This window comes from Pseudomonas sp. HPB0071 (genome assembly GCF_000478505.2).
Taxonomy (GTDB): domain Bacteria; phylum Pseudomonadota; class Gammaproteobacteria; order Pseudomonadales; family Pseudomonadaceae; genus Chryseomonas; species Chryseomonas luteola.
Genome location: NZ_KI517367.1, coordinates 99,660 through 117,219, shown reverse-complemented (window position 1 = coordinate 117,219; position 17,560 = coordinate 99,660). Strand labels below are relative to the sequence as shown.

The window sequence follows — 17,560 nt, the reverse complement described above, 5'->3', positions numbered from 1 at the left end:
AGGAAGGTAATCAATCCTGTCATGCCGGTTGCGAAGACCAGTCTGCTTTAGATGTTTCGTCCAGGTATCGTGCCAAATAGTTCGAAAATTGCGTACGAGAAATGCTCGTCGCGCCAAAGCTTTCAAGATGTCGCGTGGGCATCTGGCAATCAATCAGCGCGAAGTCCCATTCCGCCAGTTGCTGAGCCAATGTAGCGAAACCAACCTTGGACGCATTGGCGGTGCGGCTAAACATGGACTCTCCAAAGAATAGTTTACCGATTGCCAAGCCATACAGGCCGCCGACGAGCGAGTCCTCTTCCCAAACTTCGACTGAATGAGCAATGCCTCGTTTGTAAAGCTCTACATAGGCCTGCTGCATTTCCGAGGTGATCCATGTTTCGTGGGTATAATCTCGTGGTTCAGAGCACCCCTTGATGACCTGCGCAAAATCTTTGTCAAAGGTCACCGTAAAGCGTTGCTGACGAATCAGCTTTGCAAGGCTGCGAGAGATATGGATCTCTTCAGGTATCAATACCGTTCTGGGGTCGGGCGACCACCAAAGAATGGGTTGGTCAGCCTGGAACCATGGAAAGCAACCGTGACGATAGGCGGCAATCAAGCGTTCGGGTGAAAGGTCACCGCCTATCGCAAGCAGCCCATTAGGTTCGCTCAGCGCACTACTGAGCGGCGGAAATTGTATAAAGTCGCGTTTCAACCAAGTCAGCATGGAAGGGGAGGGGGTTAACAAAGTAGTCTCCAGGCTAACTCCGATTACTGGCAAGCGCCAGTTTTCCCTTTTGATTTAAACTTTGTTGAGGAATGCTGCATAACTCTTTGTCACAACAGCAAAAGAATGTTCCAATGCATGGTTCACGGCTAAAGTCGTGGTAAAAATAGGTCATTGTTGTTGCGACTCGGTTTTTCGTATGGAACGAGCTGCGTAGGGTCGTAGAATGCTGCCTTGTTTCTTTTCATCTTCACGTTGTCGGTGCAGGAAAAGTCGCGTTTGAAACAATCTACTTCTGCCAGCCATGTGACACAGTGGCGCGAACACCTTCATTATCGTTTGAAGGAGGTGTTGCTTATCGCATTAGCCGCCTTGTGTCTGTATACACTGATGGCTTTATTGACCTATGACCCCTCTGATCCAGGCTGGACGCACACCAGTCGTATAGATCAGATCCACAACGCTGCAGGGCGTGCTGGCGCATGGCTGGCTGATGTCCTCTTTATGGCGTTGGGATACTTCGCTTTCATTTTTCCGTTGCTGTTAGGCATCAAGACCTGGCAGGTGTTCAGGCATCGCTATATGCCATGGGAATGGAGCGGGTGGCTGTTTTCATGGCGTCTGACCGGACTGGTTTTCCTTATTCTGGCAGGCTCTGCACTGGCTTACATTCACTTTCACGCTGACGCCCATTTGCCGGCTTCGGCAGGCGGTGCGCTTGGAGAAAGCCTGGGGCAACTTGCCCTTAATGCTCTAAATGTGCAGGGCAGTACATTGCTATTTTTAGCAGTATTCCTGTTGGGCCTCACCGTTTTTACCGATCTCTCCTGGTTTAAGGTCATGGACCTGACAGGAAAGATTACGCTTGATTTATTCGAGCTTGTTCAGGGAGGCGCCAGCCGCTGGATGGGTAGCCGCAGTGAGCGGAAGCGTCTTGCTTCACAACTGCAGGATGAAGAGTATTACGACGATGAAGAGCTTGAGGTTGAGGAGGAAGAACCTCAGGCGCCTATCAAGCGAGAAGCTAAAAAGACTCGTGAGCGTGTCGTTGAAACCGTTGAGCTTGATGATGAATCTCTGGTGCCTGAGCGCAAGTCCGTTCCCGCTATGCCAGTTAATGAGCGGCCTGTAGTGGAAAAGCCTCAAGTTGCCAAGCCAGCACCTCAGATCAATATGCCAGCGCCTGCTCCGATCCCTAAGCCGATCGAGGCAAAACGATCCGCTCCGCCTGCCGCGCACGTTGTTGATTCAGCCGTTGAAGGTACGATACCACCGATATCCTTGCTGGATCCGGCAGAGAAAAAACAGCAGAGTTTTTCTCCAGAGTCGCTTGAGACGATGTCACGTCTGCTTGAGATAAAACTCAAGGAGTTTGGTGTCGAGGTCACAGTCGAGTCGGTTCACCCGGGACCAGTCATTACTCGTTTCGAGATACAACCTGCTGCTGGAGTGAAAGTCAGCCGTATTTCTAACTTGGCGAAAGATCTGGCGCGCTCACTGGCTGTTTTCAGTGTTCGGGTTGTTGAGGTCATTCCGGGCAAAACTACTGTCGGTATCGAGATTCCAAATGAAGACCGACAGATGGTGCGTTTTTCTGAAGTACTGGAGTCTCCTGAATATGAGGCCTCTAAGTCGCCCGTGACGCTCGCCCTAGGCCATGACATTGGCGGTAGGCCTGTTATCGCGGATTTGGCCAAAATGCCGCACTTGCTTGTAGCAGGTACCACAGGTTCGGGTAAGTCCGTTGGCGTAAACGCTATGCTTCTGTCGATTCTGTTCAAGTCGACGCCCGAAGAGGCGCGGTTGATCATGATCGACCCCAAGATGTTGGAATTGTCTATCTACGAGGGCATTCCACACCTTCTTTGCCCTGTCGTGACGGACATGAAAGAGGCTGCCAATGCGCTGCGCTGGAGCGTAGCCGAAATGGAGCGGCGCTATAAGCTCATGGCTGCTATGGGGGTCAGAAACCTTGCTGGCTTCAACCGCAAGATCAAGGACGCGGAGGAGGCAGGGACACCTCTGACAGATCCTCTTTATCGACGCGAAAGCATGGATGACGAAGCGCCGCTTCTAAAAGCGCTGCCTACGATCGTTGTAGTTGTCGATGAATTCGCCGACATGATGATGATTGTTGGCAAAAAAGTGGAAGAACTGATTGCGCGTATTGCTCAAAAGGCGCGTGCTGCAGGTATTCACCTGATCCTGGCCACGCAGCGCCCTTCGGTAGATGTGATTACCGGCCTGATCAAGGCCAACATCCCGACGCGTATGGCTTTCCAAGTATCGAGCAAGATCGACTCTCGAACCATTCTTGATCAAGGTGGTGCAGAACAGCTGCTGGGGCATGGTGACATGCTCTATCTCCCACCAGGCACGGGTCTTCCTATTCGTGTCCATGGCGCTTTCGTCTCAGATGACGAGGTGCATCGCCTGGTTGAAGCCTGGAAACAACGCGGCGCGCCTGACTACATTGAAGACATCCTTGCGGGGGCAGATGAGGGCGGTAGCTCCTTTGAGGGTGGTAGCGGTGGTGATGGCAGTGAAGGAAATGAAGACGATCCCCTTTACGATGAGGCTGTCCGCTTTGTAACCGAAAGCCGCAGGGCCTCGATTTCTGCGGTTCAGCGCAAGCTCAAGATCGGTTATAACCGTGCTGCGCGAATGATCGAGGCCATGGAGATGGCTGGAGTTGTCACGCCTATGAATACGAACGGTTCAAGAGAGGTGATTGCACCTTCTCCTGTGCGTGATTAACCAATGTTTAAGAGGAATTCCATGCGATTGACTCGCTTGTTTGCCCTGGCAATTACAACTTTTCTAAGCGTCTCGGCTCAGGCTGCATCGGATGCAGCGGACCGTCTGTCCCAGTATCTGGAGAAAGCGCAGACCATGACGGCTCGCTTTTCCCAGCTGACTCTAGATGGCTCCGGGACCCGTCTTCAGGAGACTGCGGGTAATTTGAGTCTCAAGCGGCCAGGTCTTTTTCGTTGGCATACAGATTCTCCCATGGAGCAGTTGCTGGTGTCTGATGGGCAAAAGGTATGGCTATACGATCCAGACCTTGAGCAGGTGACTATTCAGAAGCTGGATCAGCGCCTAACCCAGACGCCTGCGTTGCTATTGTCCGGTGATGTGTCGAAGATTGAGGACAGTTTTACAATTACCTACAAGCAAAGCGGTAACGTGACTGATTTTGTGCTCAAGCCTAAAACCAGCGATACGCTGTTTGACAGCTTGCGCCTCTCATTTCGCGGTAACGTAATCAACGATATGCAGCTGATCGATAGCGTCGGTCAACGCACCAATATCCTGTTCTTCAACGTAAAAATGAATGAGCCGGTAAACGCCTCGGAATTCGTGTTTGAAATTCCTAAAGGTGCCGACGTCATTCAGGAGTGATCCTGCCCCATGGATCTATTCCGCGCAACGCCAGTGGCTCAGCCGCTGGCTGCTCGTATGCGTGCCACCACCCTGGACGAATACGTTGGCCAGCAGCATTTGCTTGCCCGAGGAAAACCTCTGCGAGAAGCACTGGAGCAGGGCGCGCTGCATTCAATGGTTTTCTGGGGCCCACCAGGCGTCGGCAAGACGACATTGGCGCGTTTGCTGGCTGAAGTCAGCGATGCTCATTTCGAGACGATCTCGGCGGTTCTTTCCGGTGTAAAGGAGATCCGTCAGGCTGTTGAGATAGCCCGGCAGCAGGCTGCTCAGTATGGGCGTCGAACCATATTGTTCGTTGATGAAGTTCACCGCTTCAATAAATCCCAGCAAGATGCGTTTCTTCCCTATGTGGAAGACGGCACCCTTTTGTTTATTGGAGCGACGACTGAAAACCCTTCTTTTGAACTTAATAATGCGCTTCTTTCGAGAGCACGTGTTTATGTTCTCAAAAGCCTGGATGAAGAGGCCTTAACTCAGCTTACCAATCGAGCGTTGTTTGAAGACAAGGGCCTTGGTAAGCGCCGGTTAAGCTTTCCAGAGGAAAGTCGGAAGATTTTATTGGCCGCTGCCGATGGAGATGGCCGCAGATTACTCAATCTACTTGAAAATGCGGCCGATTTGGCTGAAGACGGCTCAGACATAAGCCCGGATCTTTTACAAAGCTTGCTTGGTGATGGGCGCCGCCGTTTCGATAAAGGCGGTGAAGCGTTTTACGATCAAATTTCTGCGTTGCATAAGTCTGTTCGGGGTTCTAATCCCGACGCAACCTTGTATTGGTACGCCCGTATGATCGATGGAGGCTGCGATCCGCTCTACATTGCTCGTCGTGTTGTGCGGATGGCCAGTGAAGATATCGGTAATGCCGATCCGCGTGCATTATCAATCTGTCTTTCTGCCTGGGATGTCCAAGAGCGGTTGGGCAGCCCGGAGGGTGAGCTTGCTATTGCGCAGGCCCTTGTTTACTTGGCCTGTGCGCCTAAAAGCAATGCGGTATACAAAGCTTTCAACATGGCAATGGCAGATGTCAGGCAGAATGGCTCTCATGAAGTTCCTGTACATCTTCGCAATGCGCCAACCAAGCTAATGAAGTCGTTGGGGTATGGTGAGGAGTATCGCTATGCACATGATGAACCTGATGCATATGCGGCAGGTGAAGATTATTTTCCCGAGGATAAGGCGCCGGTTCATTACTACGAGCCTGTACCACGCGGTTTAGAGCTCAAAATTCGTGACAAGCTCAGTCATTTGGCTGACTTGGATAGGGCCAGTCTGCGCCAGCGGCGGAAAGCGCCATGACACCCATGATCCTGGCTATCGCAGCGGGTGGTGTACTAGGCACTCTGTTGCGATTTATCACGACATCCTGGATAACGGCGAGCTGGCCTAAGCATTTCTACATGGGCACATTGATCGTCAACTATGTGGGCTGCTTGCTTATCGGTGTTTTATACGGTCTTTTCCTTATTCGACCTGATGTGCCTGCGGAGCTAAGAGCAGGGCTTATCGTTGGCTTTCTAGGTGGCTTAACAACTTTTTCTTCCTTTTCCCTTGATACATTACGCTTGCTGGAAGGTGGCCAGGCTTTGCTTGCCATTGGATATGCCACGGCCAGCGTCGTAGGTGGTTTGCTTGCTACGTGGGCAGGCCTGTCATTGACAAAACTCTGATACGAGAAAAAACATGCTTGATGCAAAACTGGTACGTACACAGCCTCAGGAAGTGGCAGAACGCCTTGCCGCGCGTGGTTTCACGCTTGATGTACAGCGCATCGAATCCTTGGAATCAACTCGCAAGTCTGTGCAAACACGTACCGAGGAGCTTCAGGCTGAACGTAACAGTCGATCAAAGGCCATTGGTCAAGCCAAGGCGCGCGGTGAAGACATCGCGCCGCTTCTGGCCGATGTGGACCGTATGGGAGGCGAACTGGAGACCGCCAAGCGTGAGCTGGACGTGATTCAGTCTGAATTGGATGCTCTGCTGCTAGGGCTGCCTAACTTGCCACATGAGTCCGTTCCAGTAGGCACCAGCGAGGAGGAGAACGTAGAGGTTCGCCGTTGGGGCACTCCTAAGCGTTTTGACTTTGAGGTTAAGGATCATGTAACCCTGGGTGAAGCTCATGGTTGGTTGGATTTTGATACGGCCTCTCGCTTCTCGGGTGCTCGCTTTGCCTTGATGCGAGGCCCTATAGCCCGTCTACACCGTGCATTGGCGCAGTTTATGATCAATCTGCATACGGGCGAGCATGGTTACGAGGAGGCTTACACACCTTATCTTGTCCAGGCCGAAACCTTACAAGGCACAGGGCAGCTTCCTAAGTTTGAGGAAGATCTGTTCAAGGTTCCGCGTGACGGTGAAAGTCCGCTTTATCTGATCCCGACTGCGGAGGTCACATTGACCAATATCGCAGCAGGCAGGATTTTGGACACCAAGGCACTGCCTATTCAGTTGGTAGCCCATACCCCATGCTTCCGTAGCGAGGCGGGTGCTTCCGGACGCGATACGCGGGGCATGATCCGTCAGCACCAGTTCGATAAGGTTGAAATGGTACATATCGTTGAGCCTGCAAAATCTTTCGAGGCGTTAGAGGCTCTGACAGGTCATGCTGAGCGTGTTCTGCAACTTCTAGAGTTGCCCTATCGTGTGCTTGCTCTCTGCACTGGCGATATGGGCTTCAGTGCCACCAAAACGTATGACCTTGAAGTATGGATTCCGAGTCAGGATAAATATCGCGAGATTTCTTCCTGCTCTAACTGCGGTGATTTCCAGGCGCGCCGTATGCAGGCTCGGTGGCGTAACCCGGAAACGGGCAAGCCAGAGCTCGTACATACATTAAACGGCTCGGGCTTAGCAGTGGGCCGCACGTTAGTGGCTGTGCTGGAAAATTATCAACAAGCCGATGGAACCATTCGCGTACCGGAAGTCCTCAAGCCGTACATGGGTGGCGTTGAGGTTATTGGCTGATGGAGTTCTTGCCACTGTTTCACAATCTGAGCGGCCGCCCTGTACTGATTGTTGGTGGAGGTGAGGTCGCTTTACGCAAGGCGCGTTTACTTAAGGATGCTGGGGCAATGCTCAAGGTTGTTGCGCCACGCATTCATCCGGCCATGCGAGAATTGATTGGAAATGGTGGCGATTCGTTGATCGAGCGGCCCTACCAGGCAGATGATATGGGTGGGGCCGTCCTGGTTATTGCTGCAACCGATAATGAAGACCTTAACATCCAGGTTTCGGCCCAAGCCAAGGCGATAGGTGTGCCAGTTAATGTGGTGGACTCTCCTTCACTGTGCACTGTTATCTTTCCTGCAATTATTGACCGCTCACCTTTGATTGTCGCGGTTTCGAGCGGGGGAGATGCGCCCGTCTTGGCTCGGCTTGTACGAGCCAAACTAGAGAGTTGGATACCTGCTGCATATGGTGAGCTAGCCGGCCTGGCTAAGAAATTTCGTTCTAAGGTTAAGCGCCGTTTTGGTGATGTCCAGGCGAGGCGCGTTTTCTGGGAAGAGGTATTCCAAAGCGAAATTGGCGAAAAGGTACTCGCTGGCCAGCCTCAAGTAGCTGAGCGTTTGCTTGAAGAGAAACTTTGTAACGCATCCTCAAGCGTTAAGGGCGAAGTCTATCTGGTGGGCGCGGGACCGGGTGATCCTGACTTGCTGACATTCAGGGCTTTACGCCTCATGCAGCAGGCCGATGTAGTCTTATACGATCGCTTGGTTGCTCCCGCTATCCTGGATATGTGTCGTAGAGACGCTGATAGAATCTATGTAGGCAAAAAAAGGGCTGAGCACGCGGTTCCGCAAGAAGAAATCAATCAGCTTTTAATTGATCTGGCCGGTCAAGGTAAGCGTGTCCTAAGACTTAAAGGCGGCGATCCGTTTATCTTTGGGCGCGGGGGCGAAGAAATTGAGCGTCTGGCTGCCCATGGGATCGGATTCCAGGTAGTGCCGGGTATTACAGCTGCCAGTGGCTGTGCGGCCTATGCCGGCATACCGCTGACGCATAGAGACTATGCCCAATCTGTACGCTTTATCACAGGCCATTTAAAAAATGACACGTGTGATTTGCCATGGAGTGATTTGACCTCTCCGGGGCAAACGTTGGTTTTTTATATGGGGTTGGTTGGGCTACCAATCATTTGCGAGCAGCTTATTAAGCACGGGCGTGACGCTTGTACGCCGGCCGCCTTGGTTCAGCAAGGCACCACCTCAAGTCAGCGTGTATTTACGGGAACGCTGGCAGATTTACCTGTTCTCGTAGCGCGCCATGAGGTTCATGCGCCTACGCTAATAATCGTAGGTGAGGTCGTAACCTTGCGTGAAAAGCTGGCCTGGTTCGAAGGCCAATCGCATCCTTAACGGTCACGCTGCCATAAACCTACAGCGGGCAACTGCTCTCGATCGTGAGGCGACGTTAAGTCGAGTGCTGGCCCTTTGGGAATGATCCCGTTAGGGTTAATCGTTTCGTGACTGCCATAATAGTGATGCTTGATATGCTCAAAGTTGACAGTCCCTGCAATGCCTGGCCACTGATAGAGCTCCTTCAGCCATCCCTGAAGGTTAGGGTAGTCTGTAATGCGGCGTAGATTGCATTTGAAGTGTCCGTAATAGACTGAGTCGAACCGTATTAATGTTGTAAAAAGTCGCCAATCTGCTTCTGTCAGGTATTTTCCTGTCAGATAGCGATGCCTGCTCAGGCGATTTTCTAGTTGATCAAGAGTAGTAAACAGCTCTTCAAAGGCGAGTTCGTAAGCGTACTGCTCTGTTGCAAATCCAGCCTTATAAACACCGTTATTCACCTTGGCATAGATAAGCTCGTTAAGTGAGTCGATGTCTTGCTGTAATGGTTCTGGATAAAAATCGATGCTGTTGTCTGTCAGTCCGTCAAATGCATGATTCATCATGCGGATGATATCGGCAGACTCATTGTTAACGATGCACTTATGCTTGTTATCCCAAAGCATTGGTACTGTAACGCGACCTGTGTAATGAGGTGTAGCCTCTAGGTAGCGCTCATAAAGAAACCGCTTGGCTTCATCAAGTGTGTCACCCGTTGAGCCGAGCGTTTGATTAAAAGTCCATCCTTTGTCCTTCATAAGCCAACTAACAACGGATACGTCGATAATACTCTCAAGGCCTTTAAGCTTTCGGAAAATAAGGGTGCGATGAGCCCAGGGGCAGGCTAGAGAAATATACAAGCGGTAGCGGTTAGGCTCTGCCTCGAAGCCTGCCTCGCCTGTAGGGCCAGGCTCACCAGTGGGCGTTACCCAGTGTCTGAACTGGGCGCTTTCCCGCTTGAAGCTTCCATCTTCGCCGGTGTCGTACCAGCGGTCCTGCCATTTGCCTTCTATCAATAGGCCCATCGGCTCCTCTCCATATTGTGGAGCCGTCTATTAATGACGTTGGCTCCAGTAATCTTTTGCCTTGGCTAGAGCGGCTTCCCGGCTGTGGCCAAGCGCTCTCAAACCCAAGGCTATCGTAGAAAGAACGGCCAGTTCGCCGTAGGCATCGTTTGCTTTGCCGGTCCATACATCCAATAGATGATTGGCATCCAGCCGCTCAGGTTTGACGTGTCTTCTTTCTGAAAGTGCAGGCCAGGCTTCATTCCATTCAGTGCCGTACTCTGTGCCATAGAGATGAAAATCATTGTCTGGGTTGACTTCAATTTCACCGCCTTCGCCTTTAATCACGATAGCCTTGTCGCCTAATAGGCGGCTGGCTTCACGGTGAATGGGTTGGTAGCCTGGGTGAAAGATACTTTGCAGGATGCAAGTTGCGTTGAGCGGATTTAACAGTCTGACCAGCGAATGAATAGGCGAACGCAATCCCAACGTGTTGCGTAAGTTGATCATATGCTGCAAGGCAGGCATCCAGTTTTCCAGTGGCATAAACGCCAGGTGGTCTTTATTTAAAGCTTCCTGTGTCTGGTGCCAATCGTTACAAAGATGAATACCCAGCGTTTCTAGAACCTGCTCCGTATATAGTCGTCCTGCTGTATGAGCGCCGCCGCCGTGAATCAGAATCCGCACACCATGGGATGACAGGCATTTGGTGGCAAGCAGAAACCATGGTAAGTGGCGTTTTTTACCTGCATAGCTAGGCCAGTCCAGATCTACTGGAATGGTCGGGGCGTTGAGATGTGCTCGAATAGCATCGGTAAAGCCGGCAAGCTCTTCTGCGCTTTCTTCCTTGTGTCGAAGCAGCATAAGAAAAGCGCCGAGTTGAACATCCTCGACATTTCCCTCAAGGATCATCCCCATGGCGCACTGGGCTTCTTCGCGAGTTAGGCTGCGTGAACCGCGTTTACCTTTGCCGAGTATGCGTATGAATTGAGCAAAGGGATGTTCTTCAGGCGTCGTTATCATAAGCAATTAGTCGGTTTTGGAAGTCCTGCCAGCTTGGCTGCTAGCTTGGCGGGGCTTCCTTTGAAAAGGAGATTCAAATGAAGGCTGTTACCCTTCTCGGGACCTAAGGTTTGCGCAATATATTTAATCAGCGGACGATTAGCTGGGGAAAGCTGGAACTCAGCATAGAAATCTCTAAGAGCATGAAGGATTTCCCAGTGTTCAGGCGTAAGAGGGAGACCCTCTCGAAGAGCCAGCTCCTCAGCTATTTCAACGGACCAGTCTCCTAGATCCAGTAAATAGCCTTCCTTGTCAACATTGAGTGCAGTCATGGCCAGCTATGTACCTTGTCATAAGCTACACAAAGAGCCACAAAACGATCATAGTCAATCATTTCAAAACGAGATGTTTCTCTGAGTCCACGGGCCTCGACATCTTCTTGAAGAGCAAAGCCTTTGACGCCGGTTTGAAGCGTTTCAAGCAGAGCCGCTGTTCGCGAGCTTTCTTGTAGCAGGTATGTAGCGTCGCCCATTAATAAAAGTGCATCCTGCTCCGCAAGTAGCGGTAGGGCGCTGTCTAGCATCCTGCTCTGGAAAGGCGAAGCCAAGATAAGGTGAAGCGTCTTCACAGTGTAATCACCATGTCGTGCTGATTTAAAAGCAGCCGAGCCTCTTCGGTAGATAGGATCTCAACTTCCAGTTCAAGCGTTGATTGCATTACGTTGCGCTCCAGTAAGCTGCTTTCCAATGCATACAGTTTGTCTACGCCGAACAAGGGAAGAGCTTGTAGATTAGCGGTCAGATCTTTTTGCTCAAGATGTGAAGCGGCCTGAGAGGGTTGTAATTGGAAAACACCGTCATCCATAAAGAGCATGGCAATGGGTAAATCGAAAGCGCCGCCTGCTAGGGCAATGTCTAGGGCTTCTCGGGCTGCCATGCCCGACCATGGCGCTTGCCGACTAATAATGAGCAGCGACTTTGCCATTAAATGTCTCCAAAGCAAATGAGGCGATCGGCTTCCTGTGCAGCCTCATGAAGCTGCCCTAGACCAGAAAGCTGCCAGGGCTCGTAAAGGTTGGCACTCTGGCGCCCATGGCGATGAGCCTCTTCCGAGCTCAGAATGCCGCGCCGTAAAGCGGCAGAAATGCAGACGACTGAATCCAGCTTATTTTGCTGAATGAATAAGCCCCATTGGCCCGCCCAGTCTTGCTCATCTTGAGGCGTTACGATGGATGAAGAGGCATTGTGTACTCCATCCTGATAGAAAAAAAGACGAGTGATTTCATGGTGCGCGGACAACACGGCCTCAGCAAACCGAAGGGCTCTTCGGGAGGAGGGCGAGTGAGGTGCGGAAAATACAACGATAGCAAATTTCATAAATAAAAAAGGCCCGCCGAAGCGGGCCTCTCCAGTGCACGTCTCGTTAATCATTGCTGCTGGCAAAGCCTAGCAATTGAAGCAGGCTGACAAACAGATTGTATATCGAGACGTATAGGCTGATGGTAGCCATGATGTAATTATCTTCCCCGCCATGGATGATGGCGCTGGTTTGGAACAGAATTGCTGCCGAGGCAAACAGTACAAAGCCCGCACTAATCGCAAGCTGCAAGCCGCTGATATTCACAAAGAACGACAGCGCTATTGCGCCTAGCAATATCCAGAATCCGGCCATTAGAAAGCCCGACAAAAAGCTCATGTCTTTGCGGGTAATCAGTGCATATGCCGACAGGCCAAAGAAGACCAGGGCAGTCATGCCTAAGGCAGAAGAAATGATGCTTCCGCCATTAGGCAGGCCCAGATACATATTCAGTATCGGGCCTAGGGTGTAGCCCATGAAGCCGGTAAGCGCAAACGTGCTGACCAGCCCCCAGCCACTGTTACGCAATTTCACAGTGAGAAAGAACAGACCATAAAAGCCGATCAGAACTACAAATATGTTGGGATATGCAACACGCATCTGCTGCGAGACGTAAGCTACCAAGCCACTGAAGGCCAGCGTCATTCCCAACAGAGCATAGGTGTTGCGCAGCGTGCGACTAATGTCGCGCCGTTCGGCAACCGCAGGGTTGAAGGCATATTGACGCTCGTTCATAACGACACTCCTAATGTGGTCGAAACCTATTCATACCATAAGATAATAACAACTCTTTGAAAAAAAATAGATTTAAGTGTTTGACAGCGTGTTTCGTTCGGGTAATATTGCGGCCCGCACCTGCGGAGGTGTGGCCGAGTGGTTTAAGGCAACGGTCTTGAAAACCGTCGAAGGGGAGACTCTTCCGTGAGTTCGAATCTCACCGCCTCCGCCATCTTCTTGCTCCAAGTCATCGTGCGTTTATCTCTGACTTGTGTATAGTCGTTACACATTCTTTCGCATTTATTAGCTTGAGACGAGTCTTAGGCTTGTAATTGGCTTATGCATCAGCGTTATGAGGTGCACGGTGATTAAAGTGCTGGTGGTCGACGACCATGATCTGGTAAGGGCCGGTATTATCCGTATGTTGGCGGATGTCGATGGCATTCAGGTCATTGGTCAGGCAGATTCTGGCGAGAATGGATTAAAGCTTGTCAGAGAGTTAAAGCCTGATGTGGTCCTCATGGACGTCAAGATGCCAGGCATCGGCGGCTTGGAAGCTACTCGAAAGCTTCTTCGTAGTCATCCCGAGGTAAAGGTCATTGCAGTAACGGCATGTGAGGAAGATCCCTTTCCGACTCGTCTGTTGCAGGCTGGGGCTTCTGGTTATCTTACAAAAGGTGCGGATATCCAGGAGATGATTACTGCTATACGTCATGCATTTGGCGGTCAGCGGTACATAAGTGCTCAGATTGCTCAGCAGTTAGCGCTAAAGTCTTTTCAACCTCAAAGCAATGGCTCGCCGTTTGATCTTCTTTCAGAGCGCGAAATCCAGATCGCATTGATGATTGCTAATTGCCATAAGGTTCAGGTGATCTCCGATAAGCTTTGCCTGTCGCCCAAGACCGTTAACACCTATCGTTATCGTATTTACGAGAAACTCTCCATTACCAGTGATGTGGAGCTGGCTTTATTGGCAGTTCGTCACGGGATGGTAGACGCTACGAGTTGAAATGACCGAAACGTTTGATCCTTCTGCTTTTCTTTCTGGCTGCAGTTCTCGGCCAGGTGTTTATCGAATGTTCGACGAAAGCTCCAAGGTGCTTTATGTCGGAAAAGCAAAGAATCTCAAAAAGCGCCTTTCCAGTTACTTCCGCAAAACTGGCTTGGCTCCCAAAACAGCGGCGTTAGTAGCAAAAATTTCCCAGATTGAGATAACTATTACTGGGAATGAGACAGAGGCGCTTCTGCTTGAGCAGAACCTTATCAAGCAGTTACGCCCCCCTTACAATATTCTCCTTCGGGATGACAAATCCTATCCTTATGTATTTCTGTCAACTGAGGATGAATTTCCTCGGCTTGCTATCCACAGAGGCGCTAAAAAGGAACGGGGCCGCTATTTCGGTCCGTATCCGAGCGCGGGTGCTATCCGTGAAAGTCTGAATCTCCTGCAAAAGGCGTTTATGGTGCGCCAGTGTGAGGACGGTTTTTTCAAAAACCGTACTCGCCCCTGTCTTCAATATCAAATCAAGCGCTGCAAGGGTCCGTGCACCAATATGGTTTCCCGAGAGGAATATGCTGAAGATGTTCGTCATTCGGCTATGTTCCTGGAGGGGCGCAGCAATGCCTTGGCTGAAGAGCTAAGTGCAGTTATGGAAAAGGCTGCCATGGCTTTGGATTTTGAACGGGCCGCCGAGCTGCGTGATCAAATTGCCTTAGTGCGACGAGTGCAGGATCAGCAGCATATAGAGGGTGGGAGCGGGGATGTAGATGTTATCGCTGCGATGGTGAATCCGGGTGGTGCATGCGTTCATCTAATCACTGTGCGTGGCGGCCGTGTTCTTGGTAGCAAAAACTTTTTCCCGCAGGTTGCGATTGAGGAGGAGCCCCATGACGTTCTTCTTGCATTTTTGGAACAGTATTATCTTGCTCATATAGAGCGGGATTTGCCCGATGAAGTCATCGTAAATACCGTTCATGAGGACTTCCCAACCCTCATAAGTGCCTTTAACGAATTGCATTCTCGAGGTCTTGAGATCTCGCATCGTGTTCGAGGCACTCGTGCCCGCTGGCAGCAATTGGCTGTGACAAATGCTGAGCAGGCGCTTAATACTCGGCTTGCTAATCGCCAGCATATGGCTGCTCGTTTTGAGGCGCTTACGGATGTGTTGGGGTTGGCTGAGGCGCCACAAAGGTTGGAGTGCTTTGATATTAGCCACTCAAGTGGGGAGGCTACAGTTGCTTCCTGCGTGGTGTTTGGTCCTGAGGGGCCTATTAAATCCGATTATCGCCGATACAATATTGAGGGTGTCACGGCAGGTGATGATTATGCTGCCATGCATCAGGCGTTGACCCGTCGTTTCAGTAAGCTCAAGGATGGGGAGGGTAAAATGCCTGATATCTTACTGGTGGATGGCGGTAAGGGACAGTTGGCAATGGCTCGTGATGTGCTTCAAGAGCTGGCGGTTCCGGATCTCGTCTTGTTGGGTGTGGCCAAGGGTGTAACTCGCAAGCCAGGTTTGGAGACACTCTATCTGAATGATCCCTCTAATGAGTTCAGCTTGCCGGGTCACTCTCCTGCATTGCACCTGATACAGCAGATTCGTGACGAGGCGCATCGCTTTGCTATTACGGGGCATCGAGCAAGAAGAGGGAAGGCGCGTAGGACATCTACACTTGAAGATGTTGCAGGAGTAGGGCCGAAGCGGCGTAGAGAGCTGCTTAAGTACTTCGGAGGCCTGCAAGAGCTTAATCGTGCAAGTGTCGATGAGATAGCCAAGGCGCCAGGAATTAGCAAAAAACTAGCTGAGCAGATTTATGCTGCACTGCACAGTGAGTAGAATGTCCAGACATTCATATATTTCCTGTGCCAATGAACATTCCTAACCTGCTTACTGTTCTGCGCGTTCTGCTCATTCCTTTCTTTATTGCTCTGTTTTACATGCCGGTTTCTTGGAGCTATTGGGCGGCGAGTTCAGTGTTTGCCTTGGCTAGTTTTACTGATTGGCTGGATGGCTACTTGGCTCGTCGATGGAAACAGAGTACTCCATTCGGAGCTTTCCTGGACCCGGTTGCTGACAAGCTCATGGTTGCGGTGGCCTTGGTGCTTCTGGTGCAGGAACATGCCACTATTTGGTTAACGTTGCCTGCTACCATTATTATTGGTCGAGAAATTGTAGTGTCAGCCCTTCGTGAGTGGATGGCAGAATTAGGGGCGCGAGCTCAAGTAGCTGTATCTAGTCTTGGCAAATGGAAAACAGCGGCGCAGATGGTGTCTTTGATTGTGCTGTTGGCTAATCCTCCTCAACTGACGTTCTGGGTTTTGACAGGGTATGTTCTTCTGATCATTGCGGCTGCGCTTACGCTTTGGTCTATGTGCAGTTATCTGCTTGCGGCTTGGCCGCATCTGAGCATAACGAAGAAAAAATAACTTTTTTGAATCAATGAGTTGACAGCGTCGTTGGATTGTATAGAATGGCGCCCGTCACCAAGACGCGGGAATAGCTCAGTTGGTAGAGCACGACCTTGCCAAGGTCGGGGTCGCGAGTTCGAGTCTCGTTTCCCGCTCCAGTTTGTCAGTCAGCTCCGCTTTAATTGGGGTTGGCTTATGAGGCCGGGTGGCAGAGTGGTCATGCAGCGGATTGCAAATCCGTGTACGCCGGTTCGATTCCGACCTCGGCCTCCACTATGTAGCCCTGCAGATCTAGCGGTCTGTAGGGCTTTTTATTTTTACTTTGTTGTTCGCTGTGCTGGCTAAGTTGGGTTGTTTGCTATCTATCCCTAGCTAAATGCTCAGTGTAGAGCGCTACCGCCCGGATGGCGAAATCGGTAGACGCAAGGGACTTAAAATCCCTCGGAGGAAACTCCGTGCCGGTTCGATTCCGGCTCCGGGCACCAATAACCATGCGGGTTTGAGCGTTTCGAGCCCTGAAAAAACGGTCCGCAAAATCAGAGGCCGGTCCGCAATTATCGGGTAGGAGTGATTTTCTTACCCTTGCGCTCTCTGATGTAGGCCTCGGTCATGACGACCGTTGTATGTCCTAGCTGGTCCCTTGCCTGTAGGATATCACCACTCAATTCGGCTTTGTCAGTTCCCGCCTTCGCTCGTAAATCCCTAAGTTGAAATGCCGCTTTATTGACGCCAGCCGATTCACGCGCTTCGTCAAATCTAGTGCGAAGCATACTAGCCGTCATTGGCGTTCCGTCCTCAGTCACAATCAGCTTTGTCGATCGTACCTTGTGTCCTGCCTTCCTGGTCATGATCCGGTCAACCAATACTGCTAGCTGTCCGCTGATCTCAATACGACGTTTCGCTTTCGTCTTTGACTGCGTTACCCAGATATGACCCTCCCTTATATCTCGCTCATCCATCCTGAGCGTGTCACCCACTCGCTGGCCCGTTAGGTAGGCGAGATCCATCGCATCTCTCAGTCCTGCATCGGCTGCATCGTGCACGGCCTTGTAGACTGAATCCTCAATGTATACGTCCCTCCCTGTCTCCTTATTCCCCTTGACCCCTGAACATGGGTTTGCCAGCGCGGTATAGCCTGTCTCTCGTGCGTAGTTCCAGATCGCGGAGAGTAGGGCCTTTTCCCTGTTGGCTCGAACCTTTGCATCCTTTCGATAATTCAGGTACTGCCTGATGTGCTGAGGCTGGATCTCGTCCAGCGGCGCCGGTGGATCTCCAAAGAAGGAAAGCAGCTGCTTTAACTCCCTGGCATTGTCTTTCTGCGTCGCTGGTGATTTGCTTGGAACGATTTCCTCAAAGTACCGGCTGGCTACATAGGGAAGGGTGATCACGTCTCGCTTGATGGCATCAGCTGTCCTGTCCCGCTCAAGCTCGGCATATTTCATAATTGCCAAGCCGTAGTCACTTCCTAGGGGTATCTCCTTGCGCGGCTTGCCGCCTGCGTCATAGTAGTAATAGATGGTGCCGCTTGGTTTCTTTCGTTCTCTCAGCCGAGCGATAGAGCCCGGCTTGTTTGGCCTTCTTCCCATAT

At 51.2% G+C, this 17,560-nt stretch carries 18 protein-coding genes and 4 tRNA genes; 13 read left to right on the top strand and 9 right to left on the bottom strand.

Annotation, left to right across the window (positions count from 1 at the left end; all coding sequences use genetic code 11):
• Positions 1-19: 19 nt before the first annotated feature.
• Positions 20-709: a leucyl/phenylalanyl-tRNA--protein transferase gene (gene aat / locus HMPREF1487_RS00645; RefSeq protein WP_010794657.1), complete on the bottom strand. Its 690-nt coding sequence runs from the start codon at positions 707-709 to the stop codon at positions 20-22.
• 261 nt (positions 710-970) lie between these two features.
• Between aat and HMPREF1487_RS00640 the strand changes: the two genes are divergently transcribed.
• Genes HMPREF1487_RS00640 through cysG form a run of 6 tightly spaced genes read left to right on the top strand, consistent with a single transcriptional unit; the run spans position 971 to position 8,505 of the window.
• Positions 971-3,466: a DNA translocase FtsK gene (locus HMPREF1487_RS00640; RefSeq protein ID WP_177325224.1), complete on the top strand. Its 2,496-nt coding sequence runs from the start codon at positions 971-973 to the stop codon at positions 3,464-3,466.
• Between the two features lie 21 nt (positions 3,467-3,487).
• A complete protein-coding gene (lolA, locus tag HMPREF1487_RS00635) occupies positions 3,488-4,111 on the top strand; it encodes an outer membrane lipoprotein periplasmic chaperone LolA (RefSeq protein WP_010794655.1) in 624 nt (207 codons plus the stop codon).
• A gap of 9 nt (positions 4,112-4,120) precedes the next feature.
• Positions 4,121-5,449, top strand: a complete 1,329-nt coding sequence (locus HMPREF1487_RS00630) for a replication-associated recombination protein A (RefSeq protein WP_010794654.1) — start codon at positions 4,121-4,123, stop codon at positions 5,447-5,449.
• Positions 5,446-5,820, top strand: coding sequence for a fluoride efflux transporter CrcB (gene crcB, locus HMPREF1487_RS00625; RefSeq protein ID WP_010794653.1), 375 nt, complete (start codon positions 5,446-5,448; stop codon positions 5,818-5,820). Before HMPREF1487_RS00630 ends, crcB begins: the two co-directional genes overlap by 4 nt.
• 13 nt (positions 5,821-5,833) lie before the next feature.
• Entirely contained in the window at positions 5,834-7,114 is a 1,281-nt protein-coding gene (serS, locus tag HMPREF1487_RS00620) for a serine--tRNA ligase (RefSeq protein ID WP_010794652.1), read from the top strand.
• Entirely contained in the window at positions 7,114-8,505 is a 1,392-nt protein-coding gene (cysG, locus tag HMPREF1487_RS00615; protein WP_010794651.1) for a siroheme synthase CysG, read from the top strand. The genes serS and cysG overlap by 1 nt, the downstream gene beginning before the upstream one ends.
• Here the strand turns inward: cysG and HMPREF1487_RS00610 are convergent.
• From HMPREF1487_RS00610 to HMPREF1487_RS00580, 7 genes are read right to left on the bottom strand one after another with little or no spacing between them, the layout of a single operon-like run.
• On the bottom strand, positions 8,502-9,509 hold the full coding sequence (locus tag HMPREF1487_RS00610) for a glutathione S-transferase family protein (protein WP_010794650.1): 1,008 nt from the start codon (positions 9,507-9,509) through the stop codon (positions 8,502-8,504). The two genes, cysG and HMPREF1487_RS00610, sit on opposite strands and share 4 nt — an antisense overlap.
• A 30-nt stretch (positions 9,510-9,539) precedes the next feature.
• The gene (locus HMPREF1487_RS00605; protein WP_010794649.1) at positions 9,540-10,511 is read right to left on the bottom strand and encodes a glycosyl transferase family protein; all 972 of its coding nucleotides are present in this window, start codon (positions 10,509-10,511) and stop codon (positions 9,540-9,542) included.
• The gene (locus HMPREF1487_RS00600) at positions 10,508-10,822 is read right to left on the bottom strand and encodes a TusE/DsrC/DsvC family sulfur relay protein (protein ID WP_010794648.1); all 315 of its coding nucleotides are present in this window, start codon (positions 10,820-10,822) and stop codon (positions 10,508-10,510) included. Before HMPREF1487_RS00600 ends, HMPREF1487_RS00605 begins: the two co-directional genes overlap by 4 nt.
• Positions 10,819-11,118 (bottom strand): sulfurtransferase complex subunit TusB, encoded by a 300-nt coding sequence (gene tusB, locus HMPREF1487_RS00595; RefSeq protein WP_037029547.1) that lies wholly within the window; start codon positions 11,116-11,118, stop codon positions 10,819-10,821. The genes HMPREF1487_RS00600 and tusB overlap by 4 nt, the downstream gene beginning before the upstream one ends.
• Positions 11,115-11,474, bottom strand: a complete 360-nt coding sequence (tusC, locus tag HMPREF1487_RS00590) for a sulfurtransferase complex subunit TusC (protein WP_010794646.1) — start codon at positions 11,472-11,474, stop codon at positions 11,115-11,117. The genes tusB and tusC overlap by 4 nt, the downstream gene beginning before the upstream one ends.
• Complete coding sequence (gene tusD / locus HMPREF1487_RS00585; protein ID WP_037029544.1) at positions 11,474-11,866, bottom strand: sulfurtransferase complex subunit TusD; 393 nt, start codon at positions 11,864-11,866, stop codon at positions 11,474-11,476. Before tusD ends, tusC begins: the two co-directional genes overlap by 1 nt.
• Positions 11,867-11,912: 46 nt before the next feature.
• Entirely contained in the window at positions 11,913-12,581 is a 669-nt protein-coding gene (locus tag HMPREF1487_RS00580) for a Bax inhibitor-1/YccA family protein (protein ID WP_010794644.1), read from the bottom strand.
• A gap of 124 nt (positions 12,582-12,705) precedes the next feature.
• Between HMPREF1487_RS00580 and HMPREF1487_RS00575 the strand changes: the two genes are divergently transcribed.
• From HMPREF1487_RS00575 to HMPREF1487_RS00545, 7 genes are all read left to right on the top strand, one after another.
• Positions 12,706-12,795 (top strand) — tRNA-Ser (locus tag HMPREF1487_RS00575).
• 132 nt (positions 12,796-12,927) lie between these two features.
• Entirely contained in the window at positions 12,928-13,572 is a 645-nt protein-coding gene (gene uvrY / locus HMPREF1487_RS00570; protein WP_010794643.1) for a response regulator transcription factor GacA, read from the top strand.
• Between the two features lies 1 nt (position 13,573).
• Positions 13,574-15,400 carry an excinuclease ABC subunit UvrC gene (uvrC, locus tag HMPREF1487_RS00565; RefSeq protein WP_037029541.1) on the top strand — a complete coding sequence of 609 codons (1,827 nt, stop codon included), beginning with the start codon at positions 13,574-13,576 and terminating at the stop codon, positions 15,398-15,400.
• A 32-nt stretch (positions 15,401-15,432) separates the two neighbouring features.
• Entirely contained in the window at positions 15,433-15,990 is a 558-nt protein-coding gene (pgsA, locus tag HMPREF1487_RS00560) for a CDP-diacylglycerol--glycerol-3-phosphate 3-phosphatidyltransferase (RefSeq protein WP_010794641.1), read from the top strand.
• Positions 15,991-16,054: 64 nt separating this feature from the next.
• Positions 16,055-16,130: transfer RNA gene (locus HMPREF1487_RS00555), tRNA-Gly, on the top strand.
• Positions 16,131-16,171: 41 nt separating this feature from the next.
• Positions 16,172-16,245, top strand: a tRNA-Cys gene (locus HMPREF1487_RS00550).
• A 125-nt stretch (positions 16,246-16,370) separates the two neighbouring features.
• Positions 16,371-16,457: transfer RNA gene (locus tag HMPREF1487_RS00545), tRNA-Leu, on the top strand.
• Between the two features lie 69 nt (positions 16,458-16,526).
• Here HMPREF1487_RS00545 and HMPREF1487_RS00540 read toward each other — a convergent pair.
• Positions 16,527-17,558: a tyrosine-type recombinase/integrase gene (locus tag HMPREF1487_RS00540; protein WP_010794640.1), complete on the bottom strand. Its 1,032-nt coding sequence runs from the start codon at positions 17,556-17,558 to the stop codon at positions 16,527-16,529.
• Positions 17,559-17,560 lie beyond the last annotated feature (2 nt).